The organism is Bradyrhizobium sp. SZCCHNRI3052 (assembly GCF_032484895.1).
Taxonomy (GTDB): domain Bacteria; phylum Pseudomonadota; class Alphaproteobacteria; order Rhizobiales; family Xanthobacteraceae; genus Bradyrhizobium.
In genome coordinates this window covers 30284-55045 of sequence record NZ_JAUETW010000014.1, presented here as the reverse complement: position 1 = coordinate 55045, position 24762 = coordinate 30284, and the positions used below count along the sequence as shown (strand labels likewise).

At 65.3% G+C, this 24762-nt stretch carries 22 protein-coding genes; 8 read left to right on the top strand and 14 right to left on the bottom strand.

Annotation, left to right across the window (positions count from 1 at the left end):
• Nucleotides 1-70: 70 nt before the first annotated feature.
• The 12 genes from kdgD to dinB form a co-directional block, all read right to left on the bottom strand.
• Nucleotides 71-1015 carry a 5-dehydro-4-deoxyglucarate dehydratase gene (kdgD, locus tag QW887_RS28945; RefSeq protein ID WP_315825338.1) on the bottom strand — a complete coding sequence of 315 codons (945 nt, stop codon included), beginning with the start codon at nucleotides 1013-1015 and terminating at the stop codon, nucleotides 71-73.
• 134 nt (nucleotides 1016-1149) lie between these two features.
• A complete protein-coding gene (locus QW887_RS28940) occupies nucleotides 1150-2052 on the bottom strand; it encodes a LysR substrate-binding domain-containing protein (RefSeq protein ID WP_315713553.1) in 903 nt (300 codons plus the stop codon).
• Nucleotides 2053-2549: 497 nt separating this feature from the next.
• Complete coding sequence (locus tag QW887_RS28935; RefSeq protein WP_316174316.1) at nucleotides 2550-3188, bottom strand: DsbA family protein; 639 nt, start codon at nucleotides 3186-3188, stop codon at nucleotides 2550-2552.
• Nucleotides 3185-5299, bottom strand: a complete 2115-nt coding sequence (locus QW887_RS28930) for a protein-disulfide reductase DsbD family protein (protein ID WP_316184093.1) — start codon at nucleotides 5297-5299, stop codon at nucleotides 3185-3187. Before QW887_RS28930 ends, QW887_RS28935 begins: the two co-directional genes overlap by 4 nt.
• A 177-nt stretch (nucleotides 5300-5476) precedes the next feature.
• Nucleotides 5477-5824, bottom strand: coding sequence for a hypothetical protein (locus QW887_RS28925; RefSeq protein ID WP_315752335.1), 348 nt, complete (start codon nucleotides 5822-5824; stop codon nucleotides 5477-5479).
• A 151-nt stretch (nucleotides 5825-5975) separates the two neighbouring features.
• Complete coding sequence (locus QW887_RS28920) at nucleotides 5976-6863, bottom strand: MBL fold metallo-hydrolase (protein WP_316184090.1); 888 nt, start codon at nucleotides 6861-6863, stop codon at nucleotides 5976-5978.
• A gap of 70 nt (nucleotides 6864-6933) precedes the next feature.
• Complete coding sequence (locus QW887_RS28915; RefSeq protein ID WP_315713548.1) at nucleotides 6934-7137, bottom strand: DUF2892 domain-containing protein; 204 nt, start codon at nucleotides 7135-7137, stop codon at nucleotides 6934-6936.
• Between the two features lie 89 nt (nucleotides 7138-7226).
• Nucleotides 7227-7895, bottom strand: coding sequence for a Crp/Fnr family transcriptional regulator (locus QW887_RS28910; protein WP_316174377.1), 669 nt, complete (start codon nucleotides 7893-7895; stop codon nucleotides 7227-7229).
• Nucleotides 7896-8155: 260 nt separating this feature from the next.
• On the bottom strand, nucleotides 8156-9070 hold the full coding sequence (locus QW887_RS28905) for a DUF1259 domain-containing protein (protein ID WP_316174313.1): 915 nt from the start codon (nucleotides 9068-9070) through the stop codon (nucleotides 8156-8158).
• Between the two features lie 51 nt (nucleotides 9071-9121).
• Complete coding sequence (gene chrA, locus QW887_RS28900) at nucleotides 9122-10513, bottom strand: chromate efflux transporter (protein WP_316174312.1); 1392 nt, start codon at nucleotides 10511-10513, stop codon at nucleotides 9122-9124.
• Nucleotides 10510-11331 (bottom strand): sulfurtransferase/chromate resistance protein, encoded by an 822-nt coding sequence (locus tag QW887_RS28895; RefSeq protein ID WP_315825333.1) that lies wholly within the window; start codon nucleotides 11329-11331, stop codon nucleotides 10510-10512. Before QW887_RS28895 ends, chrA begins: the two co-directional genes overlap by 4 nt.
• 165 nt (nucleotides 11332-11496) lie before the next feature.
• Nucleotides 11497-12603 (bottom strand): DNA polymerase IV, encoded by a 1107-nt coding sequence (gene dinB / locus QW887_RS28890; RefSeq protein ID WP_316184086.1) that lies wholly within the window; start codon nucleotides 12601-12603, stop codon nucleotides 11497-11499.
• Nucleotides 12604-12839: 236 nt separating this feature from the next.
• Between dinB and QW887_RS28885 the strand changes: the two genes are divergently transcribed.
• A complete protein-coding gene (locus QW887_RS28885; RefSeq protein ID WP_316184084.1) occupies nucleotides 12840-13745 on the top strand; it encodes a ribonuclease Z in 906 nt (301 codons plus the stop codon).
• A gap of 21 nt (nucleotides 13746-13766) precedes the next feature.
• On the opposite strand, the gene QW887_RS28880 is transcribed toward QW887_RS28885, so the two are convergent.
• Nucleotides 13767-15812, bottom strand: a complete 2046-nt coding sequence (locus tag QW887_RS28880; RefSeq protein ID WP_316184310.1) for an acetoacetate--CoA ligase — start codon at nucleotides 15810-15812, stop codon at nucleotides 13767-13769.
• A gap of 51 nt (nucleotides 15813-15863) precedes the next feature.
• Complete coding sequence (locus tag QW887_RS28875; protein WP_315713541.1) at nucleotides 15864-16556, bottom strand: TetR/AcrR family transcriptional regulator; 693 nt, start codon at nucleotides 16554-16556, stop codon at nucleotides 15864-15866.
• Between the two features lie 282 nt (nucleotides 16557-16838).
• On the opposite strand from QW887_RS28875, the gene QW887_RS28870 reads away from it, so the two are divergent.
• The 7 genes from QW887_RS28870 (at nucleotide 16839) to QW887_RS28840 (ending at nucleotide 24725) form a co-directional block, all read left to right on the top strand.
• Complete coding sequence (locus QW887_RS28870; RefSeq protein WP_316184081.1) at nucleotides 16839-18059, top strand: ABC transporter substrate-binding protein; 1221 nt, start codon at nucleotides 16839-16841, stop codon at nucleotides 18057-18059.
• 119 nt (nucleotides 18060-18178) lie between these two features.
• Nucleotides 18179-19450: a serine hydrolase domain-containing protein gene (locus QW887_RS28865; RefSeq protein ID WP_316174305.1), complete on the top strand. Its 1272-nt coding sequence runs from the start codon at nucleotides 18179-18181 to the stop codon at nucleotides 19448-19450.
• A gap of 246 nt (nucleotides 19451-19696) precedes the next feature.
• Nucleotides 19697-20929, top strand: coding sequence for a branched-chain amino acid ABC transporter substrate-binding protein (locus tag QW887_RS28860; RefSeq protein WP_316169855.1), 1233 nt, complete (start codon nucleotides 19697-19699; stop codon nucleotides 20927-20929).
• A gap of 118 nt (nucleotides 20930-21047) precedes the next feature.
• Nucleotides 21048-21995 carry a branched-chain amino acid ABC transporter permease gene (locus QW887_RS28855; RefSeq protein WP_316165890.1) on the top strand — a complete coding sequence of 316 codons (948 nt, stop codon included), beginning with the start codon at nucleotides 21048-21050 and terminating at the stop codon, nucleotides 21993-21995.
• Nucleotides 21992-23284 carry a branched-chain amino acid ABC transporter permease gene (locus tag QW887_RS28850; RefSeq protein WP_316165892.1) on the top strand — a complete coding sequence of 431 codons (1293 nt, stop codon included), beginning with the start codon at nucleotides 21992-21994 and terminating at the stop codon, nucleotides 23282-23284. Before QW887_RS28855 ends, QW887_RS28850 begins: the two co-directional genes overlap by 4 nt.
• A complete protein-coding gene (locus tag QW887_RS28845) occupies nucleotides 23281-24030 on the top strand; it encodes an ABC transporter ATP-binding protein (RefSeq protein WP_316165893.1) in 750 nt (249 codons plus the stop codon). Before QW887_RS28850 ends, QW887_RS28845 begins: the two co-directional genes overlap by 4 nt.
• The gene (locus QW887_RS28840; RefSeq protein WP_315713534.1) at nucleotides 24030-24725 is read left to right on the top strand and encodes an ABC transporter ATP-binding protein; all 696 of its coding nucleotides are present in this window, start codon (nucleotides 24030-24032) and stop codon (nucleotides 24723-24725) included. Before QW887_RS28845 ends, QW887_RS28840 begins: the two co-directional genes overlap by 1 nt.
• The last annotated feature ends 37 nt before the right edge of the window (nucleotides 24726-24762 follow it).

Genomic DNA, 24762 nt, shown 5'->3' with positions numbered 1-24762 from the left:
TCTTCTTATCCATCAACTCGGAGATTCCGGGTTCAAGGCCTTGCGGCCTTGCCCCGGAATGACAGCAAGATCACTCCGCCGCCTGCTGTGCCGAGACGGCGCCCGGCAGCGCCTTCACCAGCGCCGTCAGCTCCGCCATCTCCTCCGCGGTCAGATCGGTCAGCGGCAGGCGGACAGGGCCGGAATCGCGGCCGATCACCTTCATGCCGGCCTTGATGATCGAGACCGCGTAGCCCTTCTTGCGGTTGCGTATCGCGATCAGCGGCAAAATGAAATCCTTCAATCCGGCCTGGATGGTGGCGTGGTCGCGCTTGCGCACTGCGGCATAGAAGTTCGTCGCGAACTCCGGCACGAAGTTGAACACGGCCGAGGAGTAGGTCGTCACGCCCATGTCGAGATAGGGCAGGGCGAAGGTCTCGGCGGTCGGCAGGCCGCCGATATAGGTCAGGCGGTCGCCCATCCTGGTGTAGACACGGGTCATCAGCTCGATGTCGCCGATGCCGTCCTTGTAGCCGACCAGGTTCGGGCAGCGCTCGCACAGCCGTGCCAGGGTGTCCGGCTGCAGGATGGCGTTGTCGCGGTTGTAGACGATGACGCCGATCTTGACCGATTTGCAGACCGCCTCGACATGGGCGGCGAGGCCGTCCTGCTCGGCATGCATCAGATAGGGCGGCAGCAGCAGGAGGCCGTCGGCGCCGGCCTTCTCGGCGCCAATCGCGATCTCGCGCGCGATCGCGGTGCCGTAGCCGGTGCCAGCGAGCACGGGCACGCGGCCCTTGGTCTCGTCGACCGCGACCTTGACCACCTCCGGCACCTCGGCGGCGGTCAGCGAGAAGAACTCGCCGGTGCCGCCGGCAGCGAACAGGCCCGCGACGTCATAGCCGCACAGCCAGTCCATGTTGGCGCGATAGGTGGCCTCGTCGAACGAATAGTCGGCCTTGAACGGCGTCACGGGGAAGGAGAGCAGGCCGCTGCCGATCTTCGCAGCCATTTCCGTCGGGGTCATCTTGCTCATCGCGCGGGTCCTTCACGAATGTCCTTGGGAACGGGCGCGGCCGGCGCCGGCGCGCATTCCCCCGGGCGATGTCGTAGGACCAAGTTCGATGCCGGTCCAAGCCAATGATGGTATCGATTGATGCAGATCAGATATCAATCTTCCGCGTGCTGCACGGCGAGATTGCCGGCCAGCTCGACCAGTGCCGGCAGCAGCGGATTGTCGTGATCGCGCCGCCAGACCAGGAACAGCTCGGCCGGCGTCGGGTTGCGCAGCTTCAGCGGCCGCAGCCGGACATCGGCGATCTTCAGGCTGGAGGCAGCTTCGGGCACGATCGCAAGCCCGAGGCCGGCGCGCACCATCGCCAGGATCGAGTGGATCTGGCTCAGGTGCTGCACGTAGCGGGGCAACACCTCTGCACGCATGAACTGCGACACCAGGAGATCGTGGAAATAGCGCGCCTCGGTCTGCGAATACATGATGAAGTTCTGGCCGTCGAAATCACGGATCGACACGGCCTCGGCGGAGGCGAGACGATGGCGGCGCGGCAGCGCGGCGCAGAGCGGCTCGGCGACGACGCGGCGGGTGGCGAATTCGGGGCGCGCGATCGGCGGCCGCAGCAGGCCGGCGTCGATCTGGCCGGAGGCCAGCGCCTCGATCTGGTCGCCGGAGACCATTTCCTTCAGCGACAGATCGGCTTCTGGAAGCTCGCTGCGGCAGGCGGCGACCAGATCGGGCAGGAAGCTGTAAGCCGCGGCCGCGGTGAAGCCGATCTTGAGCGAGCCGCTCTTGCCGCTGGCAATGCGCTGCGCCACCTGGGCGGCGCTCTCGGCCATCTTCAGGATGCGCCGTGCCTCGGGCAAAAAGCTGCGCCCGGCCGGCGTCAGCTTGACCGAGCGGCTGGTGCGCTCCAGCAGCACCGCATCGATGATGTGCTCCAGCACCTGGATCTGCCGCGACAGCGGCGGCTGCGTCATGTTGAGCCGGATCGCGGCGCGGCCGAAATGCAGCTCCTCGGCCACGGTGACGAAGCAGCGCAGCTGGTTGAGGTCGAACATCGATGCGTCCTCGGCATGGATACGGCGGATTGTGCGGGCTTGGTAGCATCGATTGGGTGCCGTGGGAATGTTGGCGGGATCATCGGCCGCGGCTTGGCAGACGCGCCCAGCTCGGCGGTTCGCATCAGGCGGGGCCACTGCCTGCCGCGGCCGTCATGCGCGGAGCGAAGCGATGATGCAATCCCGAGTCGCCGGCCGCCGTGGTGCCCGCGCACATGTTGACATCTGCAATGCAATACGCCCGCGGCGTGCGCCGCGCATCGCCGGCCATGCCGCGGCCGACGACCCCGGCTGCCACCTCGCCAATGCCGAGATCGGCCTGACCGTGCCGGCCAACCGCATCACGACCTCACTCTATCCTATCGCGGAAGTGAATCAGGAAGCTCCGCTGTCCCAAACGTCCGGAACGAGATCTCCTTCTCCGTTGTGGCCAGCTACTGAGCCGCACGTTGCGGGCGCGGCGCTGCGGCTGTCCATGGCGAGCGTCAGGTGCCTGCTCACTTGGCGGATGCAGCAGCGCGGGCATCCGCAATGGCCTGCTTGAAAGCCTGTGCATTGGGGACGCCGGGGATGCGGAAATGGCCGATGATGAAGGCCGGCGTGCCGCGGAAGCCGAGGCCCGTGGCCTGCTCGTGATTGCGCGCGAGCACGGCGTCGATGTCGGCGTGCTTGGCCGCGAGGTCGGCCTTGGCGCGGGCGAGGTCGATTCCGGCGCCGCTGAGCGCCGCATCGACCTTGGCCTCGGACAGCTTCTCATTGAGCGAGATCAGCGCCTCATGGGCCTCGGCGAACTTGTCCTGATATCTCGCCGCCAGGGTGAGGCGTGCCGCGTAGATCGAGGCGCCGCCGAAGATCGGCCAATCCTTGAAGACGAGACGGACGTGACCGTCGTCGCGAACCACCTTGGCGAGCTCCGGGCTGATCTTGCGGCAATACGGGCATTGATAGTCGAAATACTCGACGATCGTGATGTCGCCCTCGGCGTTTCCGACGGCAGGGATGGCGGGATCGTGCAGGATGCGCGCTTCGCTCAGAATGTCGGTGTCGTCGTCCTCGGCGCGGGCCTGGATCGGCAGGATGGCCGCAGTCAACAGCAGCAGCATGGCGATCGATGCGGCAAAGGTCTTCGTGGTCATGACTTGTCGTTCTCCTGATGAGGGATGGTCGATGCGGTGTCGATGGCGTCCAGCACGGTCTGCGGCGTCAGCAGTTCGGGGAGCAGGATGCCGTTGGGAGCTCCGGGGCCGAACACGACGTTGAACGGCAGGCCGTAGCGGCCAAAGGATCGGAGATAGGTCGCGATCGCGTCGCTGGGTGAGGTCCAGTCCGCCTTGACGGCAACGACACCCGACGCGAGTCGGCTGCGCACGGCCGCGCTGTCGAGCACGAGCTTCTCGTTGACCTTGCAGGTGACGCACCAGCTGGCGCCGATGTCGACGAAGACCGTGTGACCGGCCCGCACCTGCGCCGTGATCTCGGCGGGCACCAGCGGCTGCCAGGCGATTCCGGCCGGCCGGCTTGCGCCGTCCGGCTGCTTGACGGAGGTGGCGGCGATCAGCGCCAGTCCGATCGTGCCGGCGAGGCCGGCTCCGGCGATCGTTCGCCGCAACGGGAAACGGAGCGACGCCATGATCAGAGCGGGGACGAGCAGCGCAGCGGCGAGGACGGCCGCAGTCGAGGGGCCACTGATGTCGGCGAGCACGATCAGCAGCCATAGCGCGGTCGCCGCCATCGCGAGCGCTGCAAGCACGCGCAGCTTCAGCATCCAGCGGCCGGGCCGCGGGAAGAGTGCGGCAAGGCGTGGCGCCGCGGCCAGAGACAGATATGGCGCAGCCATGCCGAGCCCGAGCGTGGTGAACACCAGCAGGATTTGCGGTGCGGCCTGCGACAGCGCAAAAGCGACGGCGGTCCCGACGAACGGCGCGGAGCACGGCGTGGCCAGCAGCGTCATGACGAAGCCGTTGATGGCATGACCTGCCATCGTCCTGTGGCTCGCGGCGTTGCCAAGGCGGCCGGCGATCCACCACGGCAGGCTGATCTCGAACAGGCCGAGCAGGTTGGCACCGAATGCCGCGAGCACGATGATCATCGCGATGAGGAAAGCGGGCTGCTGAAACTGCAGGCCCCAGCCGACCTCGGCGCCCGCGGCCTTGAGTGCTGAGAGGACGGTGGCAAGTGTCACGAACGAGGCGACGATGCCGGCCGCCGTCGCCAGGAATGCCCGGCGCGGCGAGGGCGCGTGTGCGGGATCGTGATCGACCAGCGAAACGAGCTTCAGCGACAACACCGGAAACACGCAGGGCATGAAGTTGAGGATGAAGCCGCCGAGCAGGGCCGCGCCGAGCATGGCCCAGATCGATGCCGCCGAAGGACGCGGTGCCGGTGTGGCTGCTTTGGCCGCAGAAGCGCGAGCGGCTTGATCGGCATCCACCGGAAGCATGGCCTCGATCGATCGGTCGCCATCGACCAGGGTGACCCGCAGGCGTTGTCCCGGACCGGCCTGATCGAGGCCTTGCACCGGCACGGTGATCCGTACGCCGCCGTCCGACATCGGGCTCACCCGGGGACGGCCGCCGGACACGGCATCGTTCCCATCAAGGAAGACGTCGGGCGCGTGCAGTGGCGGCGTCGCATGCGCCTCGAGCTGCAGATGCGGTTGTGGTTGCCGATCGATGCGCAACGCCGTGATGGAGAGCCCGGGCGAACTCGCGCGGGGGACGCTCTGCCGCCATTCGTCGATCAGCGCCTGATCGTTCGGCCGGTGCGAGACGGCGGGGATGTCGGCCTCGAGATGGGCCTCCTGCTGGGTGCAGATGACCGAGCAGACGAACAGCACCGTTTTCAGCGTGAGATGTGCGGGCGCCGCTCCATCCTCGAGCCGCACGCGCAACGGAAACAGCACGTGCTCGGCGTAGCCGAACGTGTCGATATCCTGCTCGCTGAAGCGGCTCGGCGCCGGCCATTCGACGGTGACATCGGCGACGTTGCGTGAGCCGGTCCAGTCGAATTCGGGTGGCGCGCCGGCATCGCCGGGCGAGCGCCAATAGGTGTGCCAGCCTGCATCCAGCCTGACATCCAGTCCGGCCCATGCCGCGGCCGGGCCTCCGTCTGCTCGCGTGACGTCGCCGACCAGCAGGCGCGTGTCGACGTTCGCCTGCGGGCGCAACTCGCCCGCGACAGCGGTCGTCGCCGCAAGATGGAGCAGGCCGAGCAGCCATGCGAGCCGGCCAAGATGACGGATGGACATGATGATCTCCCGCGCGCTGATCGTGCATTGCGTGGCAGTTGCGCTGCGCGACCCGGCGCAAGGCGCGCCTGGCAATGGGCACCTTAAGCCGACCTGCACGACGCACGATCGATGGTGGATATTCGTCCGCTCAAGTCACGACGTTACGCGGCCCGTAAGCCGATGACGACGGAAGGATCAGGCGTGGCGACAGGGGGGACGGTAGGGCGAGGACGCGTCGCATTGCGTTGTCAGCGCCTCGTCATAGGGGCGCCAGGACAGCGTCCGGGAGGCGGCAACCGGCTGTGCCGCCGCACTGTCGCTCGCCGGGACGGCGGTCAGACCAGCCGCGGCAAACGGACACGTGTTGATCATGCCCGGGATGACGGCCTTCCTGCAGGGCTTGGGCGCGCTCGTGGTCGTTCGGGACCATTGGTGCGCACCGGCACCGGCGCCGGCGTCTGCCGTTGCAACCTCGAACGTTCCGAGCAGAGGCGCCAGACTCAAGACGAGCGCGATCAGCGCCGCTATCAGGCGGCGTGTCATCGCTGGCATCTCGAAATCAGCACGCCTCATCTTGGATCAACTTCTCCAGCTTGGACTGGTCGCGCAGACCGGCCGCTCCTGGCAACTGACATCTTCGTGACACCGCGAGCTCGCGGCCAAGCCGGCATCGCGTGAGCAAAGCGAGTGGTTCTCAAAGTACGTTGATCGGTACCTTCAGGAATGTCTTTCCCGTCGCGTCCGCGGGAGGCAGATGTCCGGCGCGGATGTTGACCTGAAGTGATGGAATGATCAGGCGCGGCATGCCGAGCGTCTTGTCGCGGGCCTCGCGGAGCGCGACGAACTCGTTCTCGGTCATCCCGTCTCGCGCGTGGATGTTGTGGAGCCGCTCCTCGCCGACGGTCGTTTCCCAGCGCACCGCGCGGCCGTCGGGGGCATAGTCATGACACATGAACAGCCGGGTCTCGCGCGGCAGCGTCTCAAGGATCTTCCGGATCGAGCGGTACAGCGTGCGCGCATCGCCGCCTGGAAAGTCGGCCCGCGCCGTTCCCCCGTCCGGCATGAACAGGGTGTCGCCGACGAAAGCAGCATCGCCCATCACATGTGTGGCACAGGCCGGCGTATGGCCCGGCGTGTGCATCACGAAGGCCGTCATCTGTCCCACCTGATAGGTGTCGCCATCCTTGAACAGCCGGTCGAACTGGCTGCCGTCGCGGCGAAATTCCGTGCCCTCGTTGAAGACCTTGCCGAAGGTCTCCTGCACGGTCAGGATATGCTCGCCGATGCCGATCTTGCCGCCGAGCTTGTCCTGGATGTAGGGCGCAGCGGAGAGATGGTCGGCATGGGCATGCGTTTCGATCAGCCACTCCGGCCTGAGGCCGTTGATCTTCACGTAGTCGATCAGCATGTCGGCGGAGCGGGTGCTGATGCGGCCGGCTGCGTAGTCGATGTCGAGGACGGGATCGACGATCGCGCAGGACGGCGATGACGGGTCCTTCACCACGTAGCTGATCGTGCTGGTGTCAGGATCGAAGAATCCGGCCACCTTCGGCTGCACGCCGAGATCGATTGGATAGGACATGGCTGCTGCTCCACGATTTGGCTCCGGGGCGGCATCGCCGCCCACGCCCCGTTTTGTCGTCCAGAACGGTCTAAGACGTCGGATTGGACTTCGTTCCGCAGGTATTGATGCCGAGCATCGCGTAGGGCGGGCACCAGCCGATCAGTGCGGTGCCCAGCGGGATCAGGCCCAGAAGGCCCCACAAGGTCTGCGGCCCTACGACCGTGAGACTGAGGATGGCGAGTCCGACGATGATCCTGAGCAGCCGGTCAATCTTGCCAATGTTCTGTGTCATGTCGCGCTCCCCGTTGGCTTGCGATGATGCGGACGATAGAGCGGGACATTGCGCGGGTATGTAACTAAGTCACCAAGAGACGCCGGTTCCTAGCCATGCTGGGCCAGCTGGACGAGCGCCGGTCTGTCGGTGATCTCGACGATTCCGCGAGCCATTCGCAACCAGCCGCGCCGCGCGAATTCATTGAGCTGCCGGCTGATGACCTCGCGCGCGCTGCCGAGCTCGTTGGCGAGCTCCTGATGCGTCGCAGCGATCTGCTGCTTCGCCCCGGCGAGATCCAGAAGCTTCTGCGCGAGCCGCACATCGATCCGCTCGAACGCGACTTCCTCGATGATGCGGAAGAGATTGGTGACACGGCGGCTGAATGCGGTGAAGACGAACTGGCGGAATTCGCGCGAGCTGGCGATCAGCCGGTCGAACAGCGCGCGCGGGATCGCCACGGCACGGATCCGGGTTTCCGCGATGCCCTCGGCCTGGTATTCCTCGTAACCCATCAGGCAGGCCGTGGTCAGCGCGCAGCTCTCGCCTGCCTGGACGCGGTAGAGCACGATCTCGCGGCCGGACTCGGACGTCTGCTGCACGCGGATGGTCCCGTCCAGCAGCAGCAGGAAGGAGTCCGGCGCCTGGCCGGGGCCGAAGATCCGGCTGCCTTCCGGAAGCTCGACAATGAGGCTGGCCTCGCGCAACTGCGCGGAGATCTCCTCCGGCAATTGCCGCAACGGCGGGAAAGCGAGCGTCCAGTCCTGCTTCGACGGCATTACGACATCCGGCTGCGCCACATCGGCGTCGTCCAGACTTGCCATAGGATCGCGCGTGGGTCGAGGGACGGGATCTGCCCCCGTCCCCAATCTTCGGACGAGAGAGCTCGCATGGACTCCGGCAGCGCGTTGCCTTGCCACCGATCGGCGTCTCACGCATGCGCGGCCGTTGCAGGTGGGCCAGACCAAAAGGTTGCCGCACCTGCCGGCAGAGCAAGGCCCGCATACTCTCGGACCGCGCCTTTCCTCGCTCTTTGCTCTTAGCTCTTGGTGCTTGCCGTCTTGTCGAGCGCCGCCCGCAAACCCTTGGCGAGCTTGATCGCATCATCGTTCGCCCAGAAGTGCATGAAGAAGAGGCGGGGGTGTTCGTCCAGCATGTGACTATGCAGCGCCGTGACCTCGATGCCGTGGGCACGGAGCGTCCGGATCACGGGGTTCACCTCCTCCCCGCTCAGCACGAAGTCACCGGTGACGGCGGCCTTGCCTGCGCCGGTCGGCTGGAAGTTGATGCCCGTCGCGACGCCCATCGCCGCGACGGGAGACAAGGATAGTCCACCCTCGACGATGGGATCGCGTCGCGGCACGCTGAACTGATAGACTCCGCCATTGGCCTGTCCTTTGACCGCCAGGATCTGATCGAGCTGTGCCGTGTCGAGATCGATGGCCGGTGGCGGCGTGGTCGGCGACGCCGCAACCGTCAACGGTGTCTTGCTGTCGGCGAGGGCGTCGCGGATGGCGGACGCGAGTTTGACCGGATCTCCGTGACCGACGACATGCATGTAGGACGTTGCTGGGCTCGCGCGGAGCAGATGGTTGTGCACGGCGCTGATTTCGAGCCCGCCGGCGATCATCTTCGCCATCACCGGGTTGATCTCTGATTCCAGCAGGACGAGATCGCCCATGATCATGGTGGCGCCATGCGCCGGCTTGAACGCGACCCAGCCGCCGAGCGCGAGCGCCGGCCTGATGGTTACGCCGTCCAGGGTCACCGCGAGATCGGTGCGCGGGAAGCCGTACCGGCGGACGTCTCCCGCCACGGACGGCTTCCGGCCCAATGTCTCGTCGACCTTCTGCCAATCAATGTCCTGTGCGCGCGCCGTCGAGACGATCGGTCCGGCGCCGTGTGCGAGGAGGCAGGCGCCGAGGCCCAACAGACTCCAGATCGTGCTTCTCATCGTTCGCTCCTTTTGGTCTGGCACTGCCCCATGTTCCGTCGCAGCGTGCTCTCAGATGACGCCTGCAACGCGCATCAGCATGCCCGCGATGCACGAGGCGGCGAGCACGACGAGCATTCCCAGGTTGAAGCGGAAAATGGCCGTGGCGGCCGCAACCGACAGGACAACGGCCGGCAGGTCGATGCTCATCGGCCGGGGCGCGTCGAATGACAGTCCGAATCCCTGGATCGGAAAGGTCTCGCGGAAGAGGGTGTGCAGCGCGAACCAGATCGAGAGATTGAGAATCACGCCGACGACGGCGGCGGTGATGGCCGAGAGCGCGCCGCCGAGCGCCTTGTTTCCCCGCAACGCCTCGATGTAGGGCGCGCCGACGAAGATCCAGAGAAAGCAGGGCGCGAACGTCACCCACGTCGCCAGCAGTCCGCCCAGCGTGCCTGCGAGCATGGGAGACAGCCCGCTCGCCCCGCGGAACGCGGCCATGAAGCCCACGAACTGGACGACCATGATCAGGGGACCGGGAGTCGTCTCCGCCATGCCGAGGCCGTCGAGCATCTCGCGCGGAGCAACCCAGTGATAGTACTCCGCGGCCTGTTGCGCGACGTAGGCGAGCACGGCGTAGGCGCCGCCGAACGTCACCATCGCCATCTTGCTGAAGAAGATAGCGATCTGACCGAAGACGTCGTTCGGCCCGAGCAGGATCAGCAGTGCGAAGACGGGGGCGAGCCAGATCGCGAGCCAGACGGCCGCCACGCGCAGCGCGCGCGAAGCGTTCGGACGGACGTGATCCGGCACGGCTTCGCCGAGCATGCTGTCGATCGCACCGGCGTTCTTGCCGCCGTGTTCGAGGGCTGCGAATTCCGGCCGGCCGAGGCGGGCAGCGACGAAGCCGATGACTCCGGCAGCAATGATGATGATCGGAAACGGCGCGCGGAAGAAGAAGATCGCGACGAAGGCTGCGGCCGCCAGTCCGATCATGATCCGATTGCGTAGCGCGCGCTTGCCGACGCGGACGACGGCCTGGATCACGATCGCCAGCACGGCCGCCTTGAGGCCGAAGAACAAGGCTTCGACGACGCCGACATTGCCATAGGCCGCATAGATGTAGCTGAGGCCCATGATGGCGAAAATGCCGGGCAGAATGAAAAGTGTGCCCGCAACGATGCCGCCGGTGGTCCGGTGCAGCAGCCAGCCGATATAGGTCGCAAGCTGCTGCGCCTCGGGTCCCGGCAGCAGCATGCAGTAGTTCAGGGCGTGCAGGAAGCGGCTCTCCGAGATCCAGTTCTTCTCCTCGACGAGGATGCGATGCATGACCGCGATCTGGCCGGCGGGGCCGCCGAAACTCAGACAGGCCACCCGGATCCACACGAGAAGCGCGTCGTTGAAGGAGATGCCATGGGCGTGCTCGGCCGCAACCGGCTTCCGCGATGCTACGAGGTCCGTCATGACTTCACCTTGCTGGACGGCCAGTTGTGCGCCTCCTTCGTGGCGTCGCGGCACCAGCGGTAGAAGGCATCATAGAGCAGCAGCCCCGCGCTCAACTGCTCCAGATCGTCGTCGTACATTCGCGACAGCCCGAGTGAAGCGGCAAGGAGGCCGGGAGCCTCGGGCGAGAGATCAAGTCGCGCCGTATCCGCGGCCCGCACCAGCGTGGCGAGTCGTTCCAATGGTGGTGTCCGCAGACCGAGCTCCTCGACCATGACGTCGAAGGTGCAAAGCTCGCCGCGGTGGCTCCAGAAGACATTCTCGATGTCGAAGGGAGTGGCTTGGAAACGCTCGGCGACGGCTTCGACTTCGGCCGGCGTCACGAACAGGAAGACCGCTGCAGGGTCGACGAAGCGACGGATCAGCCATGGACAGGCGATGCGGTCGATCTTGGGACGTGATCGCGTGACCCAGACGGTGCGGCCGCGGTCGTCCCTGCTCGGAATTCTGTCGGCCGGCACGGTCGGGAGTTGGGACTCCGTCCAGCCGACGTGGCCGCCCTCGAGGACCTCGGCTGCGACGTTGCTGCACCGGAGCCAGGCCGCGGTGCCTTCGCTCAGCTTCTTGCCTTTCTGGCAGATCACGACAACCGATTGGCCGGTGAAGCTCGGTGCCCATTGCTGCACGTCGAGATGGGAGCGCCTGACGGCGCCGGGGATGAGGCGTGGGTCGGCGGCGAAATCCTCGTCGACACGCACGTCGACGAGCCGTGGCGAGGTCGCCGTGCCGATCAGTCGAGACAATTTTTCGGGTGAGATCGAGGTGTATGATGATGACATGCTGCGCCCTTGGTGACCAGGACGCGATTCTTGGGCATGTCGCCTCGCGGGGAGATCGCACATCCCCGTGCGGCAGAATAAAGCGCTCGATTGTTCGGCTGTCAACCCATCCCTGTGCTGGAACGATCGGGGGACCGCCGCGGTCGCCATTGGGGTCGACCCGCCTCAGATCAGCAGGGGCAGCTGGGCTTCCACCGCGATGTCTTGCTGCTGCAAGGATGACAGCGAGACGCCGAGGAGCCGCACCGGCTTGGCCAGGGGCATCTCGCTCTGAAGCAGCGCGACGGACAAGCGTGCCAGATCCTCCCGGCTCGCGACCAGGTTGGCGACGGACCTGCTGCGTGTGATGATTTCGAAGTCCGCGAACTTGACCTTCAGCGTGACCGTCCGGCCCCTGTTGCCGCTGGCTTCGCAATGCTGCCAGACCTTGTCGATCAGCGGCTGCAGCTCCGCCAGCATCGGCTCGAAGTCGGTCAGGTCGGTCGAGAAGGTGTTTTCGGCGCCGACTGATTTGCGGATGCGATTGGCTCGGACCGGACGATTGTCGATGCCGCGCGAGATCCAATAGTAGTGGTGGCCGGCCTTGCCGAAGTGCTGCTGGAGGAAGGGCAGGGTCTGGTTGCGGATGTCGAGCCCGGTATGAATTCCGAGCGCGTTGAATTTCGCTGCGGTCGCCGGGCCGATGCCGTGAAACCTGCCGACCGGCAGCCCCTCCACAAAGGCCGGACCCATCTCCGGCGAAATGACGTATTGCCCATTGGGCTTGCGATGGTCCGAGGCCAGCTTGGCGAGGAACTTGTTGTAGGAGACTCCCGCGGAGGCATTGAGCCCGGTCTCGGCCTTGATCTTGGCCCGGATCTGCAAGGCGATGTCGCGTGCCAGCGGGATGCCTTGCAGGTTTTCGGTGACGTCCAGATAGGCCTCGTCCAGCGACAGAGGTTCGATGATCGGCGTGTGCTCGGCGAAGATGGCGCGGATCTGCTGGCTGATGGCCTTGTAGACCTCGAAGCGCGGCTTGACGAAGATCAGGTGCGGGCACTGGCGCTTTGCCGTCACCGACGGCATGGCCGAGCGCACGCCGAACGCCCGAGCCTCGTAGCTTGCGGCTGCCACCACGCCGCGCTCGCGCGATCCCCCGACGGCCACGGGCTTGCCGCGCAGCTCGGGATTGTCCCGCTGCTCGACCGACGCGTAGAATGCATCCATGTCGATGTGGATGATCTTGCGAATGGCCGTCGGCGCGCCATCCTGTTCCGGGCCGGAGCTTGGCATGGCCAAGCTCTATCAGAGCGCGGCGATGAAGTCTGCACAGCCAAGTGCTGGCTGCCAACAACGTCCCTTACAATGACGTTGCGACGTCTGTCTCTCCCTCAGCCTTCAATCGGCGACGACGGAAACACGCTCATGAGAAAAGGGATCGCCGACCGTGATCGAGACGAAGCAACGCAGTCGGGACCTGTCGTCAAAGCCGCTCACGACGTTGCGACCATGGGCCTGAAGCAGCTGTGATGTTCGATCTCACTTTCCTGGGGACCTCGGCGAGCGTTCCGTCGGCGGACCGCAATCATCCCGGCCTTCTCGTTCGAGCAGGCCGGCATCGCATTCTCGTCGATTGCGGCGAGGGGACCCAGCGTCAGCTGCTCCGCAGTAGGGCAGGCTTTCGCCGGCTCGATCGGATCCTGCTCACCCACGGCCATTTCGACCATGTCCTCGGCATTCCCGGGCTGTTTTCCACCCTGCGGCTGCGCAGGAGCGCTGACATCATGCGCGTCCACGGCGGCCCCGAGACGCTCGATGTGGTGGTCCGAATGCTCGCAGGGCTGTGGGGCGAGGGCCGCGCGCCGATCTCGCTTGAGCTCGTTCCGCTCAGGCGCGGGGAGGTTCTCGACGCCGGCGAGTTTATGATCAACTGCTTTCCCGTCCGGCACCGCGACACCGACAGCTTCGGCTTCGCATTTGTGAGTCGAGCGCGCCGCCATCTGAAGCCAGATCGTCTGGCAGCGCTCGCGGTGCCTGATGGGCGCGTGCGGAAGGCATTGGCGGAGGGCCGGCCGGTCACGCTGGAGGACGGCCGAACCATCGATCCCGAGGATGTTCTGGGGCCTCCGCAGGGGGCGAAGAAGCTCGTCATCGCCGGCGATGCGGAAACGACCGAGGGACTGCACGAGCACGTCCGCGACGCGGACATGCTCGTGATCGAGGCGACCTTCCTCCGGCGAGATTCGGCCATGGCTCGCGACTACGGCCACCTGACGGCCGCGGAGGCCGCCGGGCTGGCGGCGTCCAGCAACGTCAGGCAGCTCGTCCTGAACCACATTTCCGGCCGCTATCCCGACGAGGAGATCCTCGCCGAGGCGCGGGAGATCTTTCCTGACAGCCGTGTCGCGATCGATTTCGACCGGCTGGTGGTCTAGCGGCTCGCTCGGGCACGTCTGCTACGTCGCCCCCGAGCCGCTCTGCAAACGGCTCTGGGCGAACGTGATGTACCAGTCGAGGCAACCGGGATTGGCCATCGCATCGCGGTTGATGACCTTGTCGAGCGGCTGCCCGAGCAGGAGCTTCTTGATCGGGAGCTCCTGCTTCTTGCCGGACAGCGTGCGCGGAATCTCGGCAACCGCGAAGATGTCGTCAGGCACGAAGCGTCGCGACAGGCTGGCTTCCACTGCCATGTTGATCTTCCGCTTCATCGCCGCATCGAGCGCGACGCCGTCGCGCAGCACCACGAACAGCGGCATGTAGCTGTCTCGGCCGAGATATTCGAGATCGACGACCAGCGAATCCAGGATCTCCGGCAGCGCTTCGATGGCCGAGTACAATTCGCTCGTCCCCATGCGCAGCCCGTGGCGATTGATGGTCGCGTCGCTGCGGCCATAGATCACGCAGGAGCCGTCCGGATCGACCTTGAGCCAGTCGCCGTGCCGCCAGACCGGCCCGCCCTCGCGCGTCTCGAAGGCGTCGAAATAGCTCGCGAGATAGCGGACATTCCCCGCGTCGTTCCAGAACCGCAGCGGCATCGACGGCATCGGCGCGGTGCAGACGAGCTCTCCGACCTCGCCGATGACAGGCTTGCCCTGGTCGTTGAAGGCCTCGACCGCTGCTCCGAGCACGCGGCACTGCATCGTTCCGGGCACCTGCGGCAATTCGCGGTTGCCGCCGATGAAGGCGCCGGCGAAATCGGTGCCGCCCGAGATGTTGGCCCACCACATTTGCGCCTGCGCCCGGCTGCCATTGACCTGCGACAGCGCCGCGAACCGCTGATCGAACCAGGCCTGCGTGTCGGCGCTGAGCGGCGAGCCGGTGGACCCGAGGCAACGCAGACGGGATAGATCGCCCGCGTCGGTCAGGTTGATCTCCGCCTTGACGCAGTTCGCGAAGAACGCCGCGCCCGCACCGAAGAAGGTGGATTTCGAATTCGCCACGAATCGCCACAGCGTGGTCCAGTCCGGACGATCCTTCGGCCCGGCGGGGCTGCCGTCGAAGACGCAGCACGTGGTCCCGTTCAGGAGCGCGCCGACCTGGTTGTTCCACATGATCCAGCCGGTCGAGCTGTACCAGTGATAGCGCTCGCCGAACGAATTGGGCTGATAGGAGCAGCCGATGTCGTTGTGCAGCCCGAGCAGGGCCAGCGTGACGATGATGATGCCGCCGTGACCATGCACGATCGGCTTCGGCAGCCCGGTGGTGCCGCTCGAGTAGACGATCCAGAGCGGATGATCGAACGGAAGCCATTCCGGCTCGAAGGCATCGACGCCAGGGCTCGTTCTTGCCAGAACGTCCGAGAGACGAACCCCGCCGCTCACCGGCGCGCCGGCATCGTCACTGTGCAGGATGACGTGGCCGAGTGTCGGCAACGACCGGCGCAGCTCCTCGATGACACCGCGGCGATCGTGCCGGCGGCCGGCATAGGTGACCGCATCGCAGGCGATCAGCACCTTGGGTTCGATCTGCTTGAACCGGTCGATCACGGCGGGCGCGGCCATGTCGGGGGCGCAAACGCTCCAGATCGCGCCAATGCTCGCCGAAGCGAGAAACGCGATGATGGCTTCGGGTATATTGGGCAGATAGGCGGCGACCCGGTCGCCGGGCGCTATGCCTTGCTCGCGCAGATGCAGCGCCAGGGCGGCTGCCTTTCGCCGGAGCTCGGGCCAGGTCGTCTCCGTGAGCCTGCCGTCCTCGTGACTGCTGATGATCGCAGGCAGGGCCGCAGCATCGGCGGCTTCGACGTGACGAAAGACTTGCTGGGCGTAGTTGACCGAAGCGCCCGGAAACCAGACCGCTCCCGGCATCGTGCGCTTGCCCAGGACGGTCGAAAACGCGGTCGGCGACTGCAGGTCATAATAGTCCCAGATGCTGCGCCAGAATCCGTCGAGGTCGCGGATGGACCATTGCCGCATCTCCTCGAAGTTCTCGAAGTGGAGGCCGCGATTGTCCCTCAGCCATTGCCGATAGAGAGCCATTTGCGGGACGTAGGGAGCTATCATCATTCGTTCCGGCTTGTTTGCATGGTACGGCCAGGAGACGCCAAGAGGCGCTCATTTCGACTTCTGCTTCCGCCGCTTGTAGAGCGCGTTGAAGCCCCCGGCCATGAAGGTCACGAACCGCTCGCGGACGGCGGCGAAATCGTCGGACTTGCACAGGCCGCCGGACAGGCGGTCGATCCGGCCGGTCCGTGACAGGATCAGCGAGTAGGCGCCGGAGGTGAACTGGAAGCTCCAGAACAGGTCCTCAGGCGTGGCGTCGGGCAACGCCTTCTGCAGCAGCCCGATGAGACGCAGCACCATGGGATCGAGATAGGTGTCCATCATCTCCACGCCATAGCCCGGCGCGTTGGCGACCTGCGCGAAGATGCGGCCGAAGTGTCGCCAGTTGTCCTCTTCGTTGACGTAGACGTCGAACGCGCCGTCATAATAGGCACGCAGCGCGCCTTCAACGGTCGGACGATCTCCGACCTTGGCCTCGTAGGCATCCAGCCCGGCCGTGCGCACCGTGACAGCGTATTCCATGCGGCGCTCGAACACGGCATCGAACAACGCCCTCTTGCCCTCGAAGTAGTAATGGATCAGCGCGGGATGGATGCCCATCCTGTCGGCCACATCCTTGATCGTCACGCCGAAATAGCCGAGCTGCGCGAACAGCTCCTCGCTGGTGTCGAGGATCAGCTTCACCGTCGTCGCGCGCTGTTCCGCGCGCGTGCGGCGTCCCTCGGATTTCGGCTGTGCTGGCATGCTCTCCGTGGTCCCTGATCGGCGCAGACAGGAACGGCGCCGTTGGTGTTTGACGATGAGGGGGTGGGCGCGCCCGGTCAAGCAGGACTTCGGGCTTCCAACATTTTCATTTAGCGCTAAATGAATGAACTTGACCGGTGGCCGGCCGGACGGTAGGTCTCGGAGACCTGATGGAGAACGGTCGACGATCGGGCGGCGGGCAACGCGCTGCCAGTCTCGTCGTGCGCGGACATCATCAAAGACAATCGGCTGGCCATGGATCAGCCGCTCACGGGAGGACACATGACACGGATCAAGTCGACGGGGGCTGCCCTGCTGATGCTCGGCGTGGCCCTTTCCGCCCCGGCGTTCGCGCAGAAGAAATACGACGTCGGCGCCACCGACACCGAGATCAAGATCGGCCAGACCAACCCGCTCAGCGGGCCGGCTTCCGCTTTCGGAGCCATCGGCAAGGCGGAAGCGGCCTATATCCGCATGATCAACGAGCAGGGCGGCGTCAACGGGCGCAAGATCAACCTTATCCAGTATGACGACGCCTACAGCCCGCCGAAGACCGTCGAGCAGGTGCGCAAGCTGGTCGAAAGCGACGAGGTGCTGACCACGTTCCAGATCATCGGCACGCCGCCGAACGCCGCGGTCCAGAAATATCTGAACGGCAAGGGCGTTCCGCAGCTTCTAGCGGGAAGCGGAGCGTCCCGCTTCACCGATCCCAAGAACTTTCCGTGGACGATCTCCGCCAACCCGAACTACCAGTCGGAAGCGCACATCTACGCCAGATACATTCTGGAGAACCACCCGAACGCGAAGATCGGCATCCTGTATCAGAACGACGACCTCGGCAAAGACTACGTCAAGGGGCTGAAGGACGGGCTCGGCGCCAAGGCCGGCATGATCGTGAAAGAGATGTCCTACGAGCTGTCCGATCCGACGATCGATTCCCAGCTGGTGACGCTCAAGGCCTCAGGTGCCGATCTGTTCTACAACATGTCGACGCCGAAATTCGCGGCGCAATCGATCAGGAAGGCCGCCGAGCTTGGCTGGAAGCCCGTCCACATCCTGGAGGTCAACGCGACGGCGGTCGGTCAGGTGCTCGTGCCCGCAGGGCTCGAGAATGCCAAGGACATCATCTCGGTCGCCTACGGCAAGGACCCGCTCGATCCGCAATGGGCCGATGACGAGGGCATGAAGCGCTACAAGGCGTTCATGGCGAAATACGCGCCCGGCGAGGACGCCAACAGCGGCTTTGCGACCTATGGCTACTCGACGGCGGCCCTGCTCGTCCACATTCTCAGGCAATGCGGCGACGAGCTGACGCGCGCCAACATCATGAAGCAGGCGACCAACATCAAGGGCTTCGTTCCCGACCTCGGGCTGCCGGGAATGTCGGTGACGACAACCCCCGATGACTACCGCATCAGCAAGCAATTCCAGATGATGAAATTCGACGGTCAGCGCTGGATCATATCGGGTCCGATTCTGACCGACGACGTCAAGGCGGACTAATCCTCTCATCGGCCATGGCCTGACCGAGCGCCGCTTGCGCGCCAGGATACCCCGCTGTCTCTCCGTCACCCGCGCCGGCCGGCGCCGAAAACTGAACTCTGTCCGTCGGAGCGCCGCTCATGACCAGTGAAGCCGTCCGCCGCCGTCGGGGCTTCGATCCTGCGGCGCTTGCAGCGATCGGCCCGGCACTCGCCGAATTCGTCGATCGCGGCGAGCTCGCAGGCATCGTGTCTCTCACCTCGCGCGGCGGCGAGATCGTTCATGCCGAGACGATCGGCTGGCGCGACGTCGAAACCAACAGCCCCATGCGCCCGGATACGTTGTTCCGGATCGCGTCGATGACCAAGCCGATCGCCTCGGTGGCGGCGATGATGCTGGTCGAGGAAGGCAGGATCGCCTTGGCGGACCCGATTTCCCGCTGGATTCCAGAGCTCGCCGATCTGCGGGTCCTGCGTGACGCCGCCGGCCCGCTTGACGAGACCGTGCCCGCCCGGCGCGCGATCACCATCGAGGATCTGCTCACGCACCGCTCGGGCATCGCCTACGCGTTCTTCTCGGAAGGCCCGTTGAAGGTCGCCTATGAGCGCACGCTCGGTGATCCCGCGATGAACCGGTCGACGCCCGACGAATGGCTCGCGGCGCTCGGCACGCTGCCGCTGGCGTATCAGCCCGGCGACTGCTTCCACTACGGTCATTCGACCGACGTGCTCGGCTTCCTGATCGGCCGGGTCGCAGGCAGGCCGCTTCGGCAGGTGCTACAGGAGCGCATCTTCGCGCCGCTCGGCATGGTCGACAGCGATTTCTGGTTGCCGCACGCCAAGCGAGATCGTCTGGCGAGCCTGTACGGACATGACGAGACGGCGGGGCGGCTCGCGAAGGTCGAGCCGGTCATGTATGACGAGCCGCCGTCCTATACGCCGGGCGGCGGCGGGCTGATCTCGTCCGCGCCCGATTATCATCGGTTCGCGCGCATGCTGCTCGGAGGCGGCGAGCTGGACGGCGTCAGGCTGTTGCGGCCCGAAACCGTCAACCTGATGCGCACCAACCGGCTGATTGACGCGCAGCGCCAGATTCCCTTCGCCGGCATGCCGCTGTGGCAGACCTGCGGATTTGGGCTAGGGCTTGCGATCGTCGAGGATGCCGCCGGCAATCCCTATGCCTGTGGCGCACCGGGCACGATCACCTGGCCGGGCATCTTCGGCACCTGGTGGCAGGCCGATCCCGTCAATGACCTGATCATGATCTATCTGATTCAGCATCACGTGCCGGTCTCGGCGGGAACAGGGGCCACGATTGCCACTGGGCGCGGTGCTGCCGGCCGCCGTGCTCTTCCTGTCTATCAGCGTGGAACCTACGCCGCGCTGTCCCAGCTTGCGGAACAAGCGACATGAACGGGGCAGCGCTTGTCACCCCCCGGGTGCCCGGCGGGTTCGTCCAATATGTGGACGCCAACATTCCGCCGAATGAAACGTCCGATCGGCGGCGGGCGGCCTGTCCTCCACATTGCCGGAGCTGCAACTGGCGTTCACGTCATGCCGAGCTTGTCATCCGGCCGTTATTCTGCTCAGTGCTTCTTCAAATTGCGCGATCATGCGTATCGATCGACTGAAGTCGACAGCCAGCGAGGAAACAAGACTATGCGCAAGTTAACTTTAGCCATTGCCCTGATCGTCCCGATGCTCGGTCATGCCGCGCAGGCCGAAGACACCGTCAAGATCGGCTATATCGATCCGCTGTCCGGCGGCGGCGCCAGCATCGGCGAGGGTGGCCTGAAGACGTTCCAATACCTGGCCGACGAGCTCAACGCCAAGGGCGGCATTCTCGGCCACAAGGTCGAGATCGTGCCGTTCGACAATAAGACCAATCCGCAAGAGAGCCTGATCCAGGCCCAGAAGGCGATCGACGCCGGCGTCCGCTACATCACGCAAGGCAACGGATCATCCGTCGGGCTCGCGCTGGAGGATTTCGTCAACAAGCACAACACGCGCAACCCCGGCAAGGAAGTGCTGTACTTCAACTATGCCGCCGTCGATCCGAGCATGACCAACGAGAAATGCAGCTACTGGCATTTCCGCTGGGACGCCAGCTCGGACATCAAGATGGAGGCGCTCACCAACTACATGAAGGACATCCCTTCCATCAAGAAGGTGTATCTGATCAATCAGGACTATTCGTTCGGCCAGTCGGTCCGCAGCGATGCGCGCAAGATGCTGGCGGCGAAGCGACCCGACGTCCAGATCGTCGGCGACGAGCTGCATCCGCTGCTGAAGATCACGGACTTCTCGCCCTACATTGCGAAGATCAAGGCGTCCGGCGCCGACAGCGTCATCACCGGCAATTGGGGCCAGGACATCGCGCTGCTGCTCAAGGCCGCCGCGGATGCCGGCCTGAAGGTCAACTGGTACACCTACTATGCGGGCGGCGCCGGCGGCCCGACCGCCATCAAGCAGACGGGCCTGGATCATCAGGTCTTCCAGCTCACCGAAGGCTTCGCCAATTCGGGCCATCAGGCTGCGATGGACTACGAGAAGGCGTTCCGCGCCAAGGTCAACATGTCGCTGTGGTATCCGCGGGCGGTCAACGAGATGCGCATGTTCAAGGCGGCGGCCGAGAAGGCCAACTCCATCGATCCGGTGAAGGTCGCGGCCGCGCTCGAGGACCTCAAGCTCGAGGTGCTGGATGGCGGCACCGGCTTCATGCGCAAGGATGATCACCAGTTCTTGCAGCCGATCTACGTCTCGTCCTTCGGCAAGCTCGCGGCGAACGAGCCGTTCGACGAGGAGAACACCGGCTGGGGATGGCACCTGGTCTCCAGGGTCGATACGCCCCAGGCCATGGTGTCGACGACGTGCAAGATGGCGCGGCCGTAACCGATCCGCGCTGGCTTCCCGCACGTCCTCACCGTGCGGGAAGCGGCGTCGGCCCTGCGTCGATCTGTTAGGGAATGAGCGGCGGGGCATCGAAGCCCCGGACATTCGCGGGTGCACCGTGCTTGAACTCATCGTCATCTCCACCCTCAACGGCGTGCTGTTCGGCATGCTGCTGTTCCTGCTGTCGAGCGGGCTGACCGTCATCTTCAGCATGATGGGGGTGCTCAATTTTGCTCACGCCAGCTTCTACATGCTCGGCGCCTTTTTCGGCTTCCAGCTCACGAAATGGGTCGGCTTCTGGCCGGCCCTGCTGCTGGCGCCGCTCCTCGTCGGGGCCATCGGCATGGCCGTCGAGCGCTACGGGCTCCGCAACACGCACAAGCATGGCCACGTCGCCGAGCTGCTGCTGACCTTCGGCCTTGCATTCGCGATCGAGGAAGTCGTCTCGATGATCTGGGGCAAGACGCCGCTCGACTATCGCGTCCCGACGCTGCTGGACTTTCCCGCGTTCACGATCTTCTCGACCAACTATCCGGCCTACAAGCTGTTCATGCTGGCGGTGTCGGTGACGATCTTCGTGGCGCTGCTGATCGTGCTCAAGCGCACCAGGGTCGGCCTGATCGTTCAGGCGGCGCTGACCCATCCCCACATGGTGGGCCATCTCGGCCACAATGTCGGACGCGTGTTCATGGTGGTGTTCGGGGTCGGCAGCGCGCTGGCCGGTCTCGCCGGCGTCATCGCCGGTCCCGCTCTGGTGACGCAATCCGACATGGCCGCGGCGCTCGGGCCGATCCTGTTCGTGGTGATCGTGTTCGGCGGCCTGGGCTCGCTGCCGGGCGCCTTCATCGCTTCGCTGGTGATCGGCCTGGTGCAGACCTTCGCCGTCGCGCTGAACGGCTCGCTGGCAAGCGCCTTCGGCCCGCTCGATCCATCCGCCGGGCCATCGGTGCTCACCGACATCTGGAACGTGACGATCGCGCAGGTCGCACCGATCGTTCCCTACCTGCTGCTGGTGCTCGTCCTGATCGTGCGCCCCGTGGGCCTGATGGGGACTCGCGAATCATGACCGCAGCAGTGACCTCCGCGTCTCATCTCGCGGCAAAGCCCGCCGGATCCCGTCTCCGCTTCTATGCCGTCTGGGTGATCGGCGTGGTGGCGCTGATCGTGCTGCCGCTGCTCTTCAATTCGGGCGGATCGCTGACCTCGTTCAGCCTCATCGGGATCGCGATCGTCTTCGCGCTCTCCTACAACATCCTCCTCGGTCAGACCGGATTGCTGTCGTTCGGTCACGCGGTTCACTACGGCCTGGGCGGCTTCGCGGCCTGTCACATGATGAATGCGGTGGTGGCGCATGGCTGGCCGATTCCGCTGCCCTTCATTCCGCTGTTCGGCGGGCTGGGCGGCCTCGCGTTCGCGATCATCCTCGGCTGGGTCATGACCAAGCGCGCCGGCACGGTGTTTGCGATGATCTCGCTCGGCATCGGCGAACTCGTGGCGTCGTCGTCGCTGATCCTGCGCTCGGTGTTTGGCGGCGAAGCCGGCATCACCACGGACCGCACCGCTCTGCCGCGCATGTTTGGCTGGACCTTCGGGCCGCAGCTGCAGGTCTATTACCTGATCGCGTTCTGGCTGGTGCTGTCGGCAATCGCGATGTATGCGCTGACCCGGACGCCCCTGGGGCGGATCAGCAATGCGGTGCGCGACAATCCCGAACGGGTCCAGTTCATCGGCTACGACCCGCACGTCGTCCGCTATCTCGCCTATTGTTTTGCCGGATTCTTCGCCGGGGTCGCGGGCGGCCTCGCGGCGATCAGCTTCGAGATCGCGAATTCCGCCTATCTCGGTGCAATCCAGTCGGGCCTGGTGCTGTTCGCGACCTTCATCGGCGGGACGGCCTACTTCTTCGGTCCGATCCTCGGCGCGATCCTGGTGACCTATCTCCAGCTCGGGCTGACGAGCCTCACCAGCGTATGGCAGCTCTACTTTGGCATCATCTTCATCGGCATCGTCATGTTCTCACCCGGTGGCATTGCCGGTCTGCTGATGATGCACCGGCCGCTGGTCCGTGCCGGAACGCTCGGAATGGTGATCCCGTCCTATCTCGTTGCGGTCGTGCCGACCGCGGCGCTCGCCTACGGCGTCATCCTGACCATCGAGACGGTCGCGCGCTATTCGGGTGGTGACGCCATCAACCTGTTCGGCGTGGCCTTCAATCCGCAATCGCCGGCGACATGGGGCGTCGCCGCGATTCTGGTGGTCGCCGGCTTCTTTGTCGCGCGGTCGACGTGGCAGCGGATCGCCGGAGCCTGGGACAGGGCCGCCACCGTGGCGCGTGATCGGGGGTATCTGGCATGACCGCAGCGATCGAAGTTCGCGCCGTCGAAAAGCGCTTCGGCAATGTCGGCGTCATCCGCGACCTCAATCTCAGCGTCACCAAGGGCGAGCGCCACGCCATCATCGGCCCGAACGGCGCCGGCAAGTCCACGACGTTCAACCTGATCAGCGGACACATCAGGCCGACCTCCGGCGAGGTGAGGCTGAACGGCACGCTCATCTCCGGCCTGCGGCCGTTCGAGATCAATCGGCGCGGCCTGTCGCGCTCGTTCCAGGTCACCAACGTGTTCGCTCGCATGACCGTGTGGGAGAACGTCCGATGCGCCGTGCTGTGGGCGACCGGACATCGCTACGCGTTCTGGAAGAACGTCGACAGCCTGCCGGAGGTGCGCGAGCGAACCGCCCAGATCCTCGATGACATCCATCTCACGCATCGGCGTGACATTCCCGCGGGGTTGTTGACCTATGCCGAGCAGCGCGAGCTGGAGATCGGCGTCACCATCGCGAGCGGCGCGACGGTCGTCATGCTCGACGAGCCGACCGCCGGGATGAGCCACGCGGAGACCGAGCGCGCGGTCTCGTTGATCCGGCGGCTCACCGAGGGGCGGACGCTGGTGATCGTCGAGCACGACATGAGCGTGGTATTCGGTCTCGCCGATCGCATCTCGGTGCTGGTCTATGGCCACATCATCGCGTCGGGCACGCCGGAGGAGATCCGTCGCGACCCGAAGGTGAAGGAAGCCTATCTCGGTGAGGAGGCCCACTGATGCTCGAGGTCAGGAACCTCCACGCTTACTACGGCAAGAGCCATATTCTGCAGGGCGTCGACCTCGACGTCGCCGCCGGCGAAGTCGTGAGCCTGCTCGGCCGCAACGGTGTCGGCCGCTCGACCACTGTGAAGGCGATCATGGGCGAGGTCAGTCCGCAGGGGACGATCCGCTTCAAGGGCCGGGACATTGCCGGCTTGCCCAGCTACAAGATCGCGCGCCTTGGGCTCGGCTATGTGCCCGAACACCGTGACATCTTCCCGAGCCTCACCGTTCGGCAAAACCTCGTGCTCGGCATCAAGGACACGCGGCGGCCGGGGAAGTGGCGCCTTCAGGACATGCTCGACATGTTTCCCAACCTCGCCGCGCGCGCCGATACGCCTGCGGGTGTGCTGTCGGGCGGCGAGAAGCAGATGCTGACCACCTGCCGCACGCTGATGGGCGACCCTGACCTGATCATGATCGACGAGCCCACCGAAGGTCTGGCGCCGCTGATCGTGCAGCAGGTCGGCGATCTGATTGCCCGGATCGCAGCGGCGGGCGTCGCGATCCTGCTCGTCGAGCAGAAGCTCTCGATCGCGATGCGCATTTCGAAACGCGTCTATGTCATGGGCCACGGCCGCGTCGTGTTCGAAGGGACACCGGATCAGCTCAAGGCCAACACCGCGGTCCGGCAGGAGTGGCTCGAAGTATGAGAGGAGCCGCCGGCACTTTTTCGCCGATGCAGCTCCG